Annotated in this window: 16 protein-coding genes; 7 read left to right on the top strand and 9 right to left on the bottom strand. The window is 62.4% G+C overall.

All coding sequences use genetic code 11. From position 1 onward, the window contains the following. Positions 1-65 precede the first annotated feature (65 nt). Complete coding sequence (locus F3J24_RS00815; protein ID WP_167001917.1) at positions 66-968, top strand: LysR family transcriptional regulator; 903 nt, start codon at positions 66-68, stop codon at positions 966-968. A gap of 168 nt (positions 969-1,136) precedes the next feature. Further along, a complete protein-coding gene (locus F3J24_RS00810; RefSeq protein WP_205244565.1) occupies positions 1,137-2,768 on the top strand; it encodes an ATP-binding cassette domain-containing protein in 1,632 nt (543 codons plus the stop codon). An 82-nt stretch (positions 2,769-2,850) separates the two neighbouring features. Here F3J24_RS00810 and F3J24_RS00805 read toward each other — a convergent pair whose 3' ends face one another. The 3 genes from F3J24_RS00805 to F3J24_RS00795 all read right to left on the bottom strand — a co-directional run bounded on the left by F3J24_RS00805 (position 2,851) and on the right by F3J24_RS00795 (position 4,371). Beyond that, entirely contained in the window at positions 2,851-3,261 is a 411-nt protein-coding gene (locus tag F3J24_RS00805) for a hypothetical protein (RefSeq protein ID WP_167001913.1), read from the bottom strand. A gap of 115 nt (positions 3,262-3,376) precedes the next feature. Continuing rightward, a complete protein-coding gene (locus F3J24_RS00800; protein WP_167001911.1) occupies positions 3,377-3,658 on the bottom strand; it encodes a YkvA family protein in 282 nt (93 codons plus the stop codon). Between the two features lie 179 nt (positions 3,659-3,837). Next, entirely contained in the window at positions 3,838-4,371 is a 534-nt protein-coding gene (locus tag F3J24_RS00795; protein WP_167001909.1) for a GNAT family N-acetyltransferase, read from the bottom strand. Positions 4,372-4,513: 142 nt separating this feature from the next. Here F3J24_RS00795 and F3J24_RS00790 point away from each other — a divergent pair, with 142 nt between their 5' ends. Then, positions 4,514-4,939 (top strand): molybdopterin-binding protein, encoded by a 426-nt coding sequence (locus F3J24_RS00790; RefSeq protein WP_167001907.1) that lies wholly within the window; start codon positions 4,514-4,516, stop codon positions 4,937-4,939. A 78-nt stretch (positions 4,940-5,017) separates the two neighbouring features. Here the strand turns inward: F3J24_RS00790 and F3J24_RS00785 are convergent, their stop codons facing one another. The 3 genes from F3J24_RS00785 to F3J24_RS00775 all read right to left on the bottom strand — a co-directional run bounded on the left by F3J24_RS00785 (position 5,018) and on the right by F3J24_RS00775 (position 10,329). Then, positions 5,018-6,145 carry a suppressor of fused domain protein gene (locus F3J24_RS00785; RefSeq protein WP_167001905.1) on the bottom strand — a complete coding sequence of 376 codons (1,128 nt, stop codon included), beginning with the start codon at positions 6,143-6,145 and terminating at the stop codon, positions 5,018-5,020. Positions 6,146-6,265: 120 nt separating this feature from the next. Beyond that, positions 6,266-8,659 carry an ATP-dependent DNA helicase gene (locus F3J24_RS00780; protein ID WP_167001903.1) on the bottom strand — a complete coding sequence of 798 codons (2,394 nt, stop codon included), beginning with the start codon at positions 8,657-8,659 and terminating at the stop codon, positions 6,266-6,268. Next, positions 8,656-10,329 carry a VRR-NUC domain-containing protein gene (locus F3J24_RS00775; RefSeq protein ID WP_167003351.1) on the bottom strand — a complete coding sequence of 558 codons (1,674 nt, stop codon included), beginning with the start codon at positions 10,327-10,329 and terminating at the stop codon, positions 8,656-8,658. Before F3J24_RS00775 ends, F3J24_RS00780 begins: the two co-directional genes overlap by 4 nt. A gap of 213 nt (positions 10,330-10,542) precedes the next feature. On the opposite strand from F3J24_RS00775, the gene F3J24_RS00770 reads away from it, so the two are divergent. Then, positions 10,543-10,872, top strand: coding sequence for a carboxymuconolactone decarboxylase family protein (locus tag F3J24_RS00770; protein ID WP_003055390.1), 330 nt, complete (start codon positions 10,543-10,545; stop codon positions 10,870-10,872). A 51-nt stretch (positions 10,873-10,923) separates the two neighbouring features. On the opposite strand, the gene F3J24_RS00765 is transcribed toward F3J24_RS00770, so the two are convergent. Beyond that, positions 10,924-12,837, bottom strand: a complete 1,914-nt coding sequence (locus F3J24_RS00765; RefSeq protein WP_205244563.1) for a potassium transporter Kup — start codon at positions 12,835-12,837, stop codon at positions 10,924-10,926. Positions 12,838-13,056: 219 nt separating this feature from the next. Here F3J24_RS00765 and F3J24_RS00760 point away from each other — a divergent pair, with 219 nt between their 5' ends. Genes F3J24_RS00760 through F3J24_RS00750 form a run of 3 tightly spaced genes read left to right on the top strand, consistent with a single transcriptional unit; the run spans position 13,057 to position 14,973 of the window. After that, the gene (locus F3J24_RS00760; protein WP_167001901.1) at positions 13,057-13,839 is read left to right on the top strand and encodes a type 1 glutamine amidotransferase; all 783 of its coding nucleotides are present in this window, start codon (positions 13,057-13,059) and stop codon (positions 13,837-13,839) included. 32 nt (positions 13,840-13,871) lie between these two features. Then, entirely contained in the window at positions 13,872-14,231 is a 360-nt protein-coding gene (locus F3J24_RS25090; RefSeq protein WP_370527719.1) for a DUF1963 domain-containing protein, read from the top strand. Between the two features lie 37 nt (positions 14,232-14,268). Then, positions 14,269-14,973 (top strand): ribosomal protein L7/L12, encoded by a 705-nt coding sequence (locus F3J24_RS00750; protein ID WP_167001899.1) that lies wholly within the window; start codon positions 14,269-14,271, stop codon positions 14,971-14,973. A gap of 55 nt (positions 14,974-15,028) precedes the next feature. On the opposite strand, the gene F3J24_RS00745 is transcribed toward F3J24_RS00750, so the two are convergent. Continuing rightward, positions 15,029-16,477 (bottom strand): efflux transporter outer membrane subunit, encoded by a 1,449-nt coding sequence (locus tag F3J24_RS00745; protein ID WP_167001897.1) that lies wholly within the window; start codon positions 16,475-16,477, stop codon positions 15,029-15,031. Further along, entirely contained in the window at positions 16,474-17,697 is a 1,224-nt protein-coding gene (locus F3J24_RS00740) for an HlyD family secretion protein (protein WP_167001895.1), read from the bottom strand. The genes F3J24_RS00745 and F3J24_RS00740 overlap by 4 nt, the downstream gene beginning before the upstream one ends. Between the last annotated feature and the right edge of the window lie 12 nt (positions 17,698-17,709).

The raw sequence follows: 17,709 nt of genomic DNA, 5'->3' as shown, positions 1-17,709 counted from the left end.
GCCGCTAAACATCTGTAAAGTTGAATGATCTGACCATTCAGTTCAGAAAATCTGATTCAACACCCATGCGAAACCTGAATCTCGACCAGTTGCAGACGCTGATTGCCATCGCCGATCTCGGCACCTTTGCCGCGGCAGCCCAGGCGCTGCATCTGGCGCCACCCACGGTCAGCCTGCACATCAAGGAACTGGAGACACGCATGAACGCCACGCTATTGCTGCGCGGCAGGCGTCAGGCAGAACTGACGTCGGCCGGTCAGGTGCTGGTGCAGAAAGGACGCAAGCTGCTAGAGGCCGGAGACGACCTGATCGATCAGGTGCAGCGCCATGCAAGCGGCCGCGCCGGCCTGGTCAAGGTGGGCGTGTCCGCCGGGGTCAACATCCGGCTGTTTCCGCTGATGCTCGAGGCGCTGAGTCGTCACAGCCCCGGCATAGACATCAGGCTGGAGGCGGTGGGCTCGGCCGAATCCATGCAGCGCCTCAAGGCCGGAACGCTGGATATCGGCCTGGTCGCCAGCCCACAGGCAGAGTCGGCAGAGATCACGCTCACGCCCTGGCGTAACGACCCCATGGTGGCTCTGTTGCCCGCAGCCTGGACGGTCCCTGACCGCATCAGCCCCGAATGGCTGGCAAGCCGCCCCTGGGCCTGCTTTGCCTCCGCCACGCAGATGCACGGCCTGATCGCCGGCTGGTTCGGTCAGGCCGGCCTCAGCCCTCGCCCCTTCATCGCCCTGACCTATACCGAGGCGCTCAAAAGCCTGGCGGCAGCCGGTCAGGCTGCGGCCCTGTTGCCGCTGGAGGCCATGGAAGAGCAGCAACAATTGAGCAGCGTGCAGATACGACATCTGTCACCCACCTTGATGCGCCCCATGGCCATCGCCCATCGCCAGTTGCCAGCCCTGAACCCGGCGGTAGCCAGCGTGCTGACGGTGCTGGCAGAGTTCGGCAATCAACCACGCCTTGCTTGACCTAGGCGCTGCACTGCCTAGAATCGAGGCTTTTCACTGTCCAACGAGACTCTTCACCCATGCGCCATTGATGCCGCCGTCTGACTGACGGCCACCATCCCTTCCTCCTTTCGCTGCCACCGTTATGCGCAGCCGGGGATGTTCGGCATCAACCCATCGCATGGTTCTATGACAGAAGCTCGCCTGACGCTGCATGGCGTCTCCTACACGCTGCCCAATGGGCGGCCACTCTTTTCCAATCTGTGCTGCAACTTCGGCTCTCTGCGCTCGGCGCTGGTGGGCCGCAATGGCGTGGGCAAGACCGTGCTGGCCCGCATTCTGGCTGGAGAGCTGTCTCCCAGTGGCGGCAGCGTGATGCGTGCGGGCCGCATTCACTATCTGCCGCAGAACCCGCTGGCGTCCCGTCCAGACCTGGACCTTGCTGCGCTCGCAGGCCTGAGCGGCACACTGCAGGCACTGGGGCGTATTGAACAAGGCAGTTGCGAAGCCAGCGACTTCGAACTGCTGGCCGAGCGCTGGGATATACGTCAGCAGTTTCAGACGCAGCTCGAGCGGATCGGCCTGCACCGGCTGTCACCGCAAACCCCTGCCAGCCAGCTCAGCGGCGGTCAGGCCATGCAAGTCGCTCTGCTGGGGGCACAGCTGGCCCAGGCCGATTTTCTGATTCTTGACGAGCCCAGCAACCACCTGGATGCTGCCAGCCGCTCGGCCCTGGCGCAGCAGCTGCAGCAATGGCGAGGTGGCTTTTTGCTGATCAGCCATGACAGGGTCTTGCTGGAAGTCATCGACTCTGTGGCGGAACTGAGCTCCAGCGCAATCACGATCTACGGCGGCAACTATTCTTTCTATAGAGAAGTCCAGCAGCAGCAAAGCCAGAATGCACAAGACGAACTGGCACGCCTCAAACTGGAGCGCAGCCGCGCCGAACAGGCCTTGCGCACGCAGCAGGAGCGCCAGAGTCGCAGGCAGGCGCGCGGTGAAAAACTGGGCAAGCACGGCAACCAGGCCAAGATTCTGCTGGACGCAGGCAAGGAGCGCGCCCAAGCTTCAGGCGGCAAGCTGGCGACCCAGCAGGCCACAGCGCGTGAAACCCTGAACCAGAGCGTGCGCGAGGCCGCCCTGGCGCTGCAGCGCCAGGTGGACTGGCAGGCCGAGAGCATTCACTGGCACCTGCCGCAAGGGGTGACAAACCACAGAGATCGCATAGTGGCTGAACTGCACGAGGTGCAACTACCTCATGTGGCAAGGCACTCCCCCCTGAACCTTATGCTGCGCGCCGGTCAACGCATGGCCATCACCGGGCCAAACGGCTGTGGCAAGTCCACGCTGCTGCAACTGCTGGCCGCTCAGCTGCAGCCGCTGGCGGGCGAATGCAAGCTGAATGTGACGCATGCCGTGCTCGACCAGCATCAGAGCCTGCTGCAACCCGCATCTTCGGTACTGAGCCAGCTGCTGACGGCGAGTCCGAGCACACCCGAATCGCTGCAGCGCATGCGCCTCGCGCAGATAGGCCTAGACACGCGCCATATCGCCCAGCCCACCGGACAGCTCAGCGGTGGTGAACGTCTCAAGGCCGCCATGGCCTGCGTGCTCTACCGCGACGAACCCGCTCAATTGCTGCTGCTGGACGAGCCCGACAACCACCTGGATCTCCCGTCCCTGCAGGCGCTGGAGAGCATGTTGCGCCAATACCCGGGCACGCTGCTCATCGTCTCGCACGACGCGATGCTGCTGCAGGCTCTGGAGTTGACGCACCAGTTGAACTTTGCTGCTGGGACATGGACATTGACAGCGCTCTGACCGCAGGAGCCGACTCAGTCCGGACGCTGCGCATCCAGCCTGCGGACTCGCACCTGGCACCCCTGGTTTCGACTTCAGGGATTCAGGAGACCTTTTTCCAGTGTCTGCCATCCGTGGAGCGGTAATCGCCTCCCGTGGCACAGCAACCGCCCGCACCAAAAGCCATTCGCCCGAGCGTGACCTGAAGCACGCCTGCCTCGTAGCGGATGGACTGGCGCTGACAGGAGGTGAAGAACGGGTAGGGCTCGGGAGCCAGCACTTTTTCCCAGTGGACCTCACCCTTTTCCAGAGGCTCCACGAGAAAGACCTCGCAGTCGTGGACCAGGAGGAATACCGGCTGGCCTGCCAGCATACCTTTGAAGACATGCTCCGGCGCGGCATCCCGTGTGGCCTGAGCCTGCTTGCTCAGAGGAGCTGGGGGGTCGCCAGAGTCGCAGCCCGCCAGACCGGCCAGCGCCAGCAACACCAGGGAAATCAAGGGCTTTGCCATCATGGTGCCAGTATGCCAGCCACCGCCAGCGGGGCACGGCAAGTCCATGCCCACATGCCATGCGAGCGTAGTGGCATGCAGCTTGCCCTCAACGTCGCGGACGTTTGGAGCCAGCTGCTTAAGCAGCTTTCGCGCGTACGCGGTCACGCAGTGAGCCCAGCAGTTCAGCTGGTAGAAGCCTGAAAGCCAGTTGCAGCAGCAAGAAACCGATCAAGCCGTCGTCCAGCCAGCCCAGAACTGGAATGGTGTCGGGCACGAAGTCCAGGGGACTGATGAGGTAGAGCGCTGCCAGCACAGTGGCGAGTTTGGCGGCTCTGGGCGAACGCGGGTCGCGCAGCACGGCCCAGGCAAGCAGCAGCTCTTTGCGAAAGCGACTCAGCAAACGGCCCAGTTTCCACATGACAGTGACCCCTTCAAAGCGACAAAACACCAGCCCTTAGCTTGCGACCGGTCTCAGAGAAAACAAGAGAGCAGCCATTTTCTGGCGGCACAAAATGTATCCAGGAACCCGGTCCCTTCGTAACAGACTCGCTGCAGCGCTTTGTAGGCAGTCGCTGAATGCTATCTTTTTCAGCGCAATCAACCATCCACCGGATTCAGCGGCGTCTGCAGAGTGAGCTGATAGAAGGCCAGATCCAGCCAGCGGCCGAACTTGAAGCCCACCTGCGGCATCAGGCCCACGGACTCAAAACCCAGACGCTTGTGCAGCGCAATGCTGCCTGCGTTGGCGGCATCGATGGCACCGACGAGTACATGCACGTCGCCACGCTGCCTGGCCTCGGCAATCAGCAAATCCATCAGCTGCTGACCCAAACCGCAGCCTCGATGTTCGGGGTGGACATAGACCGAATGCTCGACCGTGTACTTGTAGGCCGGATAAGCGCGAAAACTGCCCCAGCTGCAAAAGCCAAGCAACCGTCCTTGTGCATCTTCGAGGCCGATGACGGGAAAGCCGCCCGCACGTTTGGCTTCGAACCAGCTGACCATGTTTTGCGCCGTCCGCGGCTGGTAGTCGTAAAGTGCCGTGGAGTTGACGATGGCATCGTTGAAAATGTCCAGAATCGCAGCGGCGTGGCGTTCGTGCGTACATTGCACGATGTTCAGATCACTCATTTCTTGGCCTCAGGCACCCAAATCAGAGCCGGTATTATGGGCAAGGTTGAACCAGCCGTGGCCCTCGCAGCGTTTAACTGCACTGGCCCGGGTGCTATAAGAGTAGGCTCAGGTTCCCCAACGGTACTTTCAGGAAACCCTCATGCAAAGCAGCGCACGCAACCAGTTCAAGGGTCATGTCTCCCATATCAGCCATGGCATCGTTACCGATGAGGTCCAGATCCGCACCGAACACCAGGCCGAACTGGTGGCCACCATCACACATGGCAGCGCAGTCAGTCTGGGCCTGAAGGCCGGCAGCTCGGTAATCGCCATGGTCAAGGCACCCTCCGTGATGGTGGTGACGGATTGCGAAGGTGTACGCTTTTCGGCACGCAACCAGCTCACTGGCAAGATCACCCGGATCAAGCCCGGCGCGGTGAACTCCGAAGTGACCATTGATGCCCAAGGCCTGCAGGTGGTGGCCATGGTCACACAGGAAAGCACCGAGAACCTGGGCCTGGCCGTTGGCAAGACGGCCACTGCCTTGTTCAAGGCGTCGCAGGTCGTGCTGGCAGTGCTGCCCTGAAGAACAAGTCGCCCGTTCAGGCTCGTCCATAGTCTACGCAAGACCGCGCGTATGGCTTGATTGCTGCTGTTTTGCGGCTTAGCGCTCTTCGTACCTGCCGGTCACGCGCCCTTGACTATCCGTCACCACACTGCTCTTGACCTGCCAGACCAGACCGTCGAGCCCGGGCACGGTGTACTCACCGTCGCGCCCCTTGACAGCCTGCTTCCAGGCCTGCATCTGCGCCGGAGTCAGGCTCAGCTTGAGCTCATGGTCGCTATGCCAGTCCAGCAGTCCGCCTTCACTGTCGCCGGCGGGCACCAGCTCTAGCGTCGAGCCATCGCCCGCCAGAATCAGCGGCCGGCCATGGGGCAGGCGGGCCGGCAGCATGGCCTTGAGATCGCGCACGCCCAGGCTACCAAGGCGAATCACGGTCTGGGGACTGCGCAGCAGGCGCTTACGGTGACTGAAGCCCAGGACATCGTTGTAGAGCACGCCCGTCTTCGAGCCTTCACGCGCCGCACCGGCATCGATAGCGGCCTGGACATCGGGCAGCTCATGCAGGCTGGGCCTGGCCAGATCGGTGATCCATAGCGGCATATAGCTCTGCAGCGACTGAAGCGCTCCCTGCACATTCCAGCGACGCACCTCGCGCAACTCGTCGCCGGTCAGCCCCACCAACTGCAGAAACATCAGGTCGCCATAAGGCGTGTGAATGGCGGGCAGCTCGGGGTCCTGCACAAAGCCCATTTCGGTCAGCAGCGTGTCGGCGTCGGCCTTGATCGGGCCATTGGCCGTCATCCAGTGCCCCGGGGCCAGCACATTGCCGGTACGAAACACATATCGAGCAATATTTTGCAAAAAGTTAACAGGCCAACTAGGTGCTTCCTGTTCGTTGGCGCCGCGCAACAATCTGAAGCTCAGCTCGAAGCCATAGCCACTGGGCTTGCCCGGAGCAATGTCGTAGCTGTCATCCAGGTCGCCGTACAAATCGCTGAAGCCGTAGCTGACATAGTGCCAGTGCGGCGCCCCCTGCTCGCTGCGATAGACGCTGACGCCGTCCAGCGGATCGTCTCCCCCGAGACGAAACTTGATCAACGTGCCGAAATGGGTGGGCTGCTGATCGCCATAAACCGTCTGCAGCGCCTTATCGATTGCATCCCATCCCTGGCTGCCCTCTTCCCCGGTGGCTTGGGACTGAGAGTCGTAGGTGTCGCGGGAATTCATGGCCTTTTCTCCTTTGCCCCAAGTATCAAGGCGCATGAAGGCCGTTTGGCACGGATTACAAACGGAGATGTGAGCGAGCGTTTCTGGCCGCTAGGCTTGCAGGAAATCTCGGCAGGGCCCCTAGATCTGCCACCAGGCAGGCAGCAGCGCACGCACCTCGGCGCGTGCGAAGCGGTCGTCCATCAACACCAGAACACCGCAATCGTGCTCGCTGCGTATGACTCGGCCAGCGGCCTGTACTACCTTGCGCAGTCCGGGATAAAGATAGGTGTAGTCATAGCCCAGCCCCGCTCCCATGGCCTGGTCCATGGCGCGCTGCATGGCTTCGTTGACAGGGTTGAGCTGGGGCAGGCCCAGTGTGGCGACAAAAGCACCGATCAGACGACTGCCGGGTAGATCCACGCCCTCGGAAAAAGCCCCGCCCAGCACGGCCAGACCCAGACCCTGGCCGCCCTCGACAAAGCGGGCCAGGAATTCGGCCCGCCCGGCTTCGTCCATGCCACGCTGCTGCTGCCAAAGCGGCAGCTGCGGGTGCCGCCGCTCCAAGGTTGCGGCGACTTGCTGCAGATACTCAAAACTGCTGACAAAACACAGATAGTTGCCGGGCTGACGCGCATATTGCTGCGCGATCAGATCTGCGATTGGAGCCAGAGACGCTTCGCGATCACGCCAGCGTGTGGAGATATGGCGAGCAATGTGCACCTGCAACTGCCGGGCCGCAAACGGTGCTGGGACATCAAGCCAGGCGGTATCGGCAGGCAGCCCCAGCAGGTCACGGTAGAACGCGGGCGGACTCAGCGTGCCTGAAAACAGCACCGTGGCCTGCGCTGCGGCATGGCGTGCCGCCAGATGTGGTGCTGGCACTACGTTGCGAATGCACAGCGTGGATGACGGCATACGCACTCTGCTCGCACGCTGCAATGGCGTGGCCAGTTGAATATCAAACAGCGCATGTGGCCCGAACTGATCGGCCAGTGCCTGGAAATGCAGCAGTTCCCAGTAAAAACCCAGCAAGTCATCGTCGGCTGGTGCGTGCTGCCCTACTGCGACCGCATGGCCGCCGGTCTCCTGTTCCGCCAGTTGATCCGCGATGGCGCCCACGGCCCGGTGCACGGCGCCCAGCAGTGCGCCAGGAATACTCCCGTAGCTTTGGTAGTTGGCCTGATCCTGAGCCTTGTTCAGCGCCTGCCACTGGCGCTGGAGTGTATCGAGTGCCTTTTTGACAGCACCGGTCGCTGCCTGACGGGCCTGTCCCAGATCAAACTGGGACAGCGATGCCGTATACATGCTGCGCGCTCGCTCCAGCAGATTGTGCGCCTCGTCCACCAGCACGCCCAAACGCCATTCCTGCTGCAAGGTCAGCGCATACAGCATGGCCGCACTGTCGTAGTAATAGTGGTAGTCGGCCACCACCACATCGGCCCAGCGCGCCAGTTCCTGCGACAGGTAATAGGGGCAGATGTCATGCTGCAATGCCAGAGTCCGCAATGCTGGAGCATCCCAGAGCGGCAGTTGCAGCGCCTGCTGCCTGGCCGCCGGCAGCCGGTCAAAGAAGCCACGCGCCAGCGGACAGGACTCCCCATGGCAGGTTTTGTCGGGATGCTCGCAGGTCTTGTCGCGCGCCTGCATGTCCAAGACACGCAAGGGCGCAACCGGCATCTCGGCAGCCGCCGACATGGCTCGCGGCATGGCTTGCTGCAGCTGGCTCAGTGCATGCAGCGCCAGTCCATGGCCCGTGCCCTTGGCAGTGAGAAAGAGCAGCTTGTCCAGACCGGCTGCATCAGCCTCCGAGCCCCCCTTGGCCATGACTGCTGCCATGCTCTTGAGCATGGGAAAAATCGTGGCCAGGGTCTTGCCGATGCCGGTCGGCGCCTGAGCCATCAGACAGCGACCGCCTGCGCCAGCATGGGCCGTGCGATAGACGGCCACGGACAGCTCCCGCTGCCCGGCTCTGAAGGCCGGCATGGGAAATTTCAGCTGCACCATCGCCACATCACGCGCCTGACGGTGAGCGGCCTCGCTGCGTGCCCAGTCGAGATAGCGGGCACATAGCGATTCGAAAAAGGCCTGCAGTTCGGTGGCTGAGCATTCCTCCACCAGCACGGTCTCCTCCGCGCTGCCGATCTGGAAATAAACCAGCGCCAGCTTGATCTGCTCAAGGCCGCGCTCCTGACACAGCAAATGGCCGTAGACCCTGGCCTGGGCCCAATGCAAGGCCCGATGATGGGGACGCACGCCTTCAAGCCGCCCCCGGTAGGTCTTGATCTCTTCAAGTTGCTGCCGCACGCCGTCAAAGCCATCGGCTCGGCCGCGAACCTGCAGCTCCTGGAACCGACCGCTGAGAGCCAGCTCCACTTCGTAGCCACCCGCTTTCTCACGCCGTTTCTGCACCACGGCATGGCCTTCCATGCCCTCCAGCGCGCTGGGCGCGGGCGTGAAGCGCAGATCCAGATCGCCGCTGCGCGCCGTGAACTCGCACAGTGCGCGTACTGCCACGCTAAGCGCAGGCTTCATGGCGTGCTACCTTCGTCACGCCACTGCACATGGCAGACGCGCACGGGAATGCCTTGCTCGGTGCAATAGGCCAACCAGCGAATCTGGTTGTCCTGCAGCTTGTCGCCCGGCGCTTTGACTTCCACCAACTCATAGCGTGAACCGGCATCGGACCGCAGGGGCCAGAAGCGCACCAAATCGGGAAAGCCGGTGCGGTTGGCCTTCACGTCCAAAAGCAGCCGCGCGAACAGAATCCGCAGGTGGGCGGCAGGCATGCAATCGAGCGCCAGTTCCAGCAGCTCTTGCGTCAATGTGCCCCAGAACACGAACGGTGACTGAACCCCTTGCTTGTCGGCAAAGCGCTGGCGAATCGTGGCTTGGTAGCGACCATCCTCCAGCTCGGCCAGACAGACATCGAACAACGACCGGCGACGCAGCACAAAATCCGGTGCACCCAGGTCGGCCGGCCCACTCTGAAAGGGATGAAAAAAAGCCCCCGGCAACGGCGCAAAAATGGCAGGCCAGCACAACAGACCGAATAGCGAGTTGACCAACGCGTTCTCCACATAGAACACGGGTGCATCGGCGCTATGCCAATGGGCTTGCAGCGCGTACTCCACCGCCATGGGCTGGGCGGGTCGATCCAGCTGCACATCGCTGCGCAGGGCCGCCACGGCCGGGGCCAGAGCCGGCTGGCGCCCCGTGGCCCCAAGTCCCATGCTGCGGCTCAGACGCGGCAGCATGCGCGCCACGCGCTGACGCTCCTCATCACTTTCAGGCGCGGCCTGTGCCTGGCTGGCAAGAGCCAGCGCCTGATCAAAGCATTGCATGCGCTCAAGCACGCGAATATGACGATGGCGTGCACCCGCATAGCGGCTGGCCGTGTAGGCCTGAGCCGCCAGCGGCCAGTCCTGCAGTCTCTCGCACACTTGGCCAAGCTTGAGCAGAACCTTGGCTCGGCGCATGTCCAGCCATGGGTTTTCGCTATGATTTTCAATAAGCGCAGGCAGCAATTGTGCCGGCTCCACGCCTTCGTCGAGAGCCTGACGTCGGGCCGATATCTCCAGATAGAAGTCCAGATCTTCGCGGCGCTGAAATGCACGCGAGTCAGCATCCAGCGCCACCGGCTCATAGCGGAAGATACCGAGGTCGGCCAGCACGAACTCCGACCAGTCCTGATAGAGATTGCCAAAGAACATCAGTCGCAGACGCTCGCCCAGCTCGCCCACCATGACGCGCCAGACAGGTTCCACGGCCTCTGGGTGCCAGACGGCATAAGGCCGCGGCTCGGGCTGCCTCTCGGCCAGCCGCTGCAGCATCTCGGCCTTGCGCATTGAGGAGCACAGCTCAAAGCCAGCCAATATCTGCAGCAGCTCGGGTTTGGTGTGCAGGCCGAACAGCTCGGCCGCATCCATGGGCTCGGTGGTACTAAGCCAGCCACATTCCAGCAAGGGCGCGGCAGCATCGACCGTCACCGGGATCTCCTCGTAGGCAAGCTTGCTGGCGCGAAACCAGGGCCCGCGCCGCATCAGCATGCGTACCAGCAGCGCCCTGGAGTTCTGCGGCAGCCGCGCAAAGCCAGCAATGAAATCAGCCTCCTGGGCACTGAACAGATCGCCATAGCGCTGCGCCAACCAGTCCAGCGCCTGCTGGAAGTTGTGCAGATAGTAGAAGCGGTGCGGCGCAAGAATGGCGGCTTGGGATGCGGTCACGTTGACGCTCACAAAATGCTCGGCGAAAAGACAGTTGGATGCCGACCACGAGACCTGTATTTTCATACAGCTCGAAAAGCCCTTCAAACTCCTCCGAACCAGAGGTTACAGATCGACGGACGAAACGCGTGTGGCTTGAAGGCCCTGTGGCAGTGGCACACAATCAACGCTTCATTCAACAAGGAGCAGGCAATGCTGGACTGGAACGAATACCGCAAGGAACTGGCAGGCAGGCTGGGAGAGTTTGCCGAGTTGAGCCCGGGCACCATGGAAGGCTACAAGGCCCTGTCCGGCGCGGGCAAGAAGACCGGCCATCTCGATGCCAAGACACGCGAGCTGATTGCCATCGCCGTGGGTGTGACCACGCGCTGTGACGGCTGCATCGCCGTGCACACCAAGGCAGCCAAGGCGGCAGGTGCCAGCCGGGAAGAAATTGCCGAAGCACTGGGTGTGGCCGTGGCCTTGAATGCAGGTGCTGCCATGGTCTATTCGGCCCGCGCTCTCGATGCGCTGGGCGAGTAAGAATCTCAAAGGACAGCAGCCAGCGATTCACTGGCTCGCCATCTCGGCCCTTCAAAGCACGACCTGCGTGCCCAGTTCCACCACCTGGTTCGCAGGCAGCTTGTAATAAGTGGCCGCGCTGGCCGACTGGCGCGACATCCAGCCAAACAGCGCACAGCGCCAGGCAGAAAGACCTCCGGGCCCGTCCACCACCTGTACCCTGGCTACGAAAAAGCTGGTCGTCATGGGGTCGAGGTTAGGCATCTCACCGTCGGCATCCGGTGTCATCCGCTTGAGCGCCGCTGGAATATCAGGCTGCTCGCGAAAACCGAAATGCATGTCCAGCGCCCAGACCCCGTTGCACATGGGCTTGAGCCTCAGGCGCTCGCCCTCATGCACATAGGGTGTGTTCTCGTTGATCACGTGGAGAAACACCGTCTGCTCATGCATGACCTTGAAATGCTTGAGATTGTGGAAGAGCGCATTCGGCACCAGCTTGGGGTCGGAAGTCAGATAGACAGCCGTGCCGGACACCACAGGCACACCGCTCATGGGCGAGCTCATCAGATCGCTCATGGGGATATCGAGGCGGCGCCTGTGCTCGGCCACCAACTGGGTACCGTCACGCCAGGTCATCAGCGCGATGAAGATGATGGCGCCCAGCGTCAGCGGCAGCCAGCCGCCCTGCTCCAGCTTGGTCAGATTGGAGGCAAAAAAGCCTATCTCCAGCACAGCAAAACACGCCAGCGCCGCGAGCGTGACGGACCTTGTGCGACTGCGCCCCAGATAGACCACGAAGCCCACCAGCATGGTGGTGATCAGCATGGTGCCCGACACGGCAATGCCATAGGCCGCCGCCAATGCCCCCGAGGACTTGAAGGCCAGCACCAGCGCGATCACAGCCAGCAGCATCAGCCAGTTCACGCTGGGGATATAGATCTGGCCTTGCTCCTGATCGGAGGTATGCAGCACGCGCACACGCGGCAGATAACCGAGGCGGCTGGCCTGCAGCGTCATGGAATAAGCCCCCGAGATGGTCGCCTGCGAGGCAATCACCGTAGCAGCCGTAGCCAGCACCACAAAAATCAGCAGCCAGGACGGTGAGGCCAACAGAAAAAAGGGATTGCTGGCCGCTGACGCATCACGCAACAGCAAGGCGCCCTGACCGAAGTAATTGAGCATCAGAGCCGGAAACACCAGCCCATACCAGCCCAGACGCACGGCCCGGCTGCCGAAGTGGCCCATATCGGCATAAAGTGCCTCCGCACCTGTCATGGCCAGAAACACGGCAGATAACAGGAAGAAGGCCTTGTCCGTATGCTGCACGGCAAAGCGAAGCGCATGCAGCGGGTTGACGGCCTGCAGCACCATGGGTGTCTGCACAATGCTGGCCACACCTGCCCAGGCAATGCAGAGGAACCAGACAATGGTGACCGGGCCGAACAGGCGCCCCACCACGCTGGTGCCTTTCATCTGAATGGAGAACAGCCCGATCAGAATGCCTATGGTGGTGGGGACGATGAAGTGCTCGAACTCCGGCGTGGCAATGCTCATGCCCTCCACGGCAGAGAGCACGGAAATCGCCGGCGTGATGATGGCGTCCCCATAGAACAGTGCAGCCGCAAACACTCCGGCAGCGACCACAAAGCGCGAGCGGCGCGACTGATCGCCCATCACGCGATGGGCCAGCGCCGTCAGCGCCAGCACGCCGCCCTCTCCGTCGTTATCGTGGCTGAGCACCACCCACACATACTTGACGGCGACGATGACGATCACGGCCCAGAGCAGGGCCGAGAGTGCGGCCAGCACATTCTCGGGACCCACCGTCAGCGCGTGGGTGCCGGTAAAAGCCTCCTTGAACGCATAGAGCGGGCTGGTGCCGATATCGCCGAACACCACGCCTAGCGCCGCCAGTGTCAATGCCGACTGGCTGCTGCCCTGCCCTGTTTTCCCATCCCTCTGAAGCCCGTGTTTGCTCTGTGACATAACCATGCTTTTGTAGTGATAGAGACCGCCTCGCGTCAGGAGCCGGCAGCCCAGTATGGCACGCTGACGGAAATTGGAAAGCCTGGATGACGCCGGGCCGGGCTTTCCTTCTTTATGAAATCTTGATAGCGGCAGCCGCAATCCATGCAAGGGCTTGAGGCTTTAGTTCCTAGATTCAAGGCTTCACAACAACCGGCTTGTCCTTCAAGCCCGCCTCTCATGAAGCCTGTCGCCATCCTCCAGCACGAAGCATCGCAAGGCCCCGGCATTTTGCTCGACCACCTGCGCCAGCAAGACATTGCCCATGTGGTGCTAGACCCTTGTGCCGAAGGCGCAGCCTCGGCCAATGCGCGAGACTATCGCGGCATCATCGTGCTGGGCAGCAATCATTGTGCCAACGAGCAGTTGCAATGGATCGATGAGGAACGCTGCCTGCTGCAGAGTGCACTGCAGCACGACATCCCCGTGCTGGGTCACTGCTTTGGCGCGCAGATGCTGGCCCGCGCCATGGGCGCAGGCGTCTGGCGCAACCCCTGCGCGAATATCGGCTGGAGCGAAGTCCGCATCACTCCCAGCGCCCAGCAACTGATGAACCTGCCCGCGCAAGCCACCATCTTCAACTGGCATTACGACACTTTCGACATTCCGACAGCCGCCAGGCGCACCATGTACGGCCAGCATTGCCTGAACAAAGGCTTTGTCCACGGCCGGCAATGGGCATTTCAAGGCCATCTCGAAGTAACCGCAGACAGCGTGCGTCAATGGTGCGGCGAGGGCCACGATGAGCTGCTGCAGGCCCAGGGCCCGGCCGTTCAGAGCGAGGCCCAGATCCTGGCCAGGCTGCCGCAACACATTGGCCAGTTGCATGCCATGGCACTGCGTACCTACAAGGCATGGACCGATCAGCTGGACAGGCCGGTTTCGGTTTCGTGCAACAGCCCTTCGGAGACTGTGAACCGATTTCGCCTCAAGTCCAATGAGTACCTTCGCATGCAGCTATGAATTTGCAAGCATAAGCCTTCAGCAAGGCAACGATCAGACGTTTTGTTGCATCTAGTGGACGGTCTCAGGCAAGGCACGGCCGCCGTCTGGGCCAGAATGGCCTGGCTCCCCACCAGTGGGTCACGAACAGCCGTGCGCTGCAGTTTGAGAACGGCATCGACCTGCCTCGCGACTATCTGCTGGGCCGCCCCTCCTGGGACAGCCTGGGCTACGATCCCACGCCCGAGGCCGAGGAACACCCTGGCAGCTCTCACTGGCGTTCGCTGCTGACGCTGCAGTTGCATGAGGAATTCCACTGGTGCTGGCAGGACGGCGCACGCCTCATGGCCTTTATCGAGGATGGCAGGCTGCGTGCCAGGGACTTCGGCCATTTGCAGGTGGACTGCGGCTGATGCCGGGTTCAACCGCCACAAGTACAAGGAACCGCTCATGACCACACAGATTCCAGCAGAGATCCTCAAACACTGGCAAAGCGGTCACAAGATCGAAGCCATCAAACAGCTGCGCGAGCAAAGCGGGCTGGGTCTGAAGGAGGCCAAAGACCTGCTGGAAGCCAGCGACGAGCCGGACTTTGCCGAACATGGCGCAGCAGAGCGAACGCAGGCCATGCAGCAGTTGCGCGAGCAGCTGGACAAACTGGGCATGAAGGATGCCACTTTGCTGCTGGATCAGCTGAATCGGGCCGACACCGTGCCCGGCAGCTCCTTCTCTTCCATCAAGACCACCACCACGACCGTCAATGGCAAGACCACCACCAGCGTCACCGTAAGTGGCGATCATGCAGAGGCCATAGAGGCGTTGATGTCCGGCGCGAACACAGTGCCCGCAGAGACCAGGGCCGAGGTCGAAGACGCCATGGCACGCGGCAACAAGATCGAGGCCATCAAGCTGCTGCGCGATGCCACAGGCTTGGGTCTGGCCCAGGCCAAGGAGCATATCGATGCGGCCATGGATGGCATTGCGCTGGACTGGCAGATCCTGCAACGGCAATCGGTGCGGGCCAGCGCCCCCAACCACTTTCAGCCCGGAGCGCCATCGCCGGGAGAAGTCCCCAGAGGGCAAGGCCGGTACCTGTGGCTGCTGGTGCTGGCACTGGCTGCCGTCGGCCTTTGGTATTACTTCAAGATGCCTTGAAGCCTTTATCAGACAATGGGAAAAAGCTCACTTTTGAGGAGCATTCAGCTTGAACTCAAGGTTGCGGGACAGCTGCATCGGCCAGCTGCCAGCCGCCACCCAGTGCCTGGTACAGCGCCACAGCGTTTTCCAGCTGGCTCTGACGCAGGCGCAGCACTTCCTGCTGCACGGCAAACAGATTGCGCTGGGCATCCAGCTCCTCCAGATAGCTGGCGTAGCCGGCCTCATACCGATCCTTGGCAAAACCCAGGGTACGACCCAACACCTTTTCGCGCTCCTTGGCATGCTCCCACTGGGCTTGCAGTTGCTGGGAACTGACCAGGGATGTTTCCACATCGCCAAAGGCCTTGATGACCACACCGCGATAGGCATAGGCGGCCTGATCGCGCTGGGCAGATGCCGCATCGAACTGGCCCTGCAGGCGACCGCCGTTGAACAGCGGGGCCAGAATGCTGCCGCCCAGCGACCAGACCCGGGCCGGGTTGTAATCCAGCGCGTTGATGAACAAGCTGCCGACGTTCGCGCTCAGGCTCACCTGAGGCAAAAAGGCCGCGCGCTGTGCCGCAAGATTGCTGTCGCTGGCCTCCAGCAGCAGCTGGGCCCGAGCAATGTCGGGGCGGCGCTCCAGCAAGCCCGATGGCAAGCCAGGTGCAGGCATGGCGGGCAAGCTCATCGACTCGAGTCCGGCATGGACGCTCAAGCTGGAGAGGGCCAGGGCCTGTGCCTGGTCATCACCGCTGCCGCCCACCAGCTGCATCAGTGCTATGCGCTGGCGCTGCAGCGCCAGAGACAGCTGCTGCACCGATTGCCGCACGCTTTCCAGTTCGGCCAGCGCCTGGCTCTGCTGCAGCTGCGAGATATAGCCCACGCGCACCTGATCGGTGAGCAGACGCACCGCGTCCTCGCGCGACTTCACCGTATCCTCGGCCACGGCCAGTTGGGCCTGCAGCGAACGCAGTGCGATATAGGCCTGTGCCACGGTCGCGGCCACCGTCAGACGTACCGCGTCGCGATCCGCCTGGCTTGCCTGCAGGCGTTTATCGGCAGCCCGGCCCAGACTGCCCAGGCGGTCCCAGAGATCCAGCTCCCAGCTCGCTTGCAGCACGGGCTGGGCCGAGCGCACATGCACCATCTGGCCGGTTCGCGCGCTCAGGCTGCGGTTGGCCGAGCCTGGTGCACTGAGCGACAGCTGCGTTGCAGCCGCCGAGCCCGTCACATCGAGATTCGCACGAGCCTCCTCCACCCGGGCCAGGGCAGTGAGTACATCGTTGTTGCGCGCAAGCGCCAGTTCCACCCAGCGACTCAACTGCGCATCACCAAAGGCCTGCCACCAACCGGTCTGGACTGCGCCGGCAGCACCTGCGGCCTGATCCGTGCCCCAGCTGGCCGGCACCGCTGGCTGAGCGCTGTCCGGGGCCCGGGTCAGACTGGGCACGCTGCAGCCAGCCACGAGGAATGCCAGCGCCAGGGGCAAGGCACGCACGGTATGAAGGGCTTTCTTCATGGCTTGGCCTGTTCGGATTCGGACACTGCGGGCGCTTGAGGCTTTCGAGCCAAATCAGCCTCAATCGCTTGAGAGGTATGCGCTGAATGCTCTACTTTTTGTGCAGTATCGAGGCGCACGATGACCGACATCCCAGGGCGCAGGCGCGCGGCATCGGCCTGACCCTCGTCGATGGCAATCTTGATGGGCAGACGCTGGACGACCTTGGTGAAATTGCCCGTGGCGTTGTCGGCCTTGAGCACACTGAACTCCGAACCCGTGGCTGGCGCAATCTCCTGCACATGGCCCTTGAGGCGCACGCCGCCCAGCGCGTCCACGCTGAAGCTCACAAGCTGGCCGATCTGCACCCGGGCAGTCTGGGTTTCCTTGTAGTTGGCCACCACCCAGTAAGTGGGCGGCACCACATACATGAGCTGCGTACCGGCCGCCACGTACTGGCCCTTGCGCACCGATACCTCGCTGACCTGTCCATCGCTGGGCGCATGGACCACGGTGTTGTCCAGATTGATCTGGGCCTGACGCAGCAGCGCTTCAGCCATCTGCACCTGGGCCTTGAGAGAGTCACGGCCAACGGTCGTGGCCTTGATCTTTTCCTGATTGATCGCAATGTCGGCCTGGGCCTTGGCCACGTTGGTCGCGGCCAGACGCGAGGTGGCACGCACCTTGTCGCGCTCGTTCAGAGACACGGAGCCTCGCTCGGCCAGCTCCTGCACACGCTTGAGCTCGGCCTGGGAACGCTGGGCCTCTGCCTCCACGGCAGCCAGACCGGCGCGGCTGGCACTCAGCGTGGCACGGTTCTGGGCCTGTGTCTGTTCCGAATTGCTCAGCTGCGCCTGGGCATTGGCCAGCTGCGCCTGGGCCTGGGCGACGGCCGCTTCATAGCTGCGGCTATCGATGCGTACAAGCGCCTGGCCGGCCTTGACCTGCTCGTAATCCTTGACCAGCACCTCGGTCACGTAGCCATTGACCTGCGGAGCCAGCACGGTGACAGCACCACGCACATAGGCATTGTCCGTGGTCACCACCGAGCTGTTGAAAGGCCACAGATTCCAGGCCCGCAGCACGAGAAGCATGCCTGCCAGGGCCACGACCAGCATGATGAGCACGCTGCGCAAAGAAGGCTTGATCTTCTTTGGCGTGGGAGGCAAGGCTGCAGCGGGTGAAGGGGCAGCTGTCGCCGCAGAGGCGGCGGGGGAATGGGGTTGTTGACTGTCGCTCATGCTCAATCTCTT

The sequence above is a fragment of the Comamonas sp. Tr-654 genome, assembly GCF_011752915.1.
Lineage (GTDB): Bacteria > Pseudomonadota > Gammaproteobacteria > Burkholderiales > Burkholderiaceae_C > Comamonas.
Note: the sequence above shows the minus strand (reverse complement) of the source record. Positions and strands in the feature narration are given on the sequence as shown.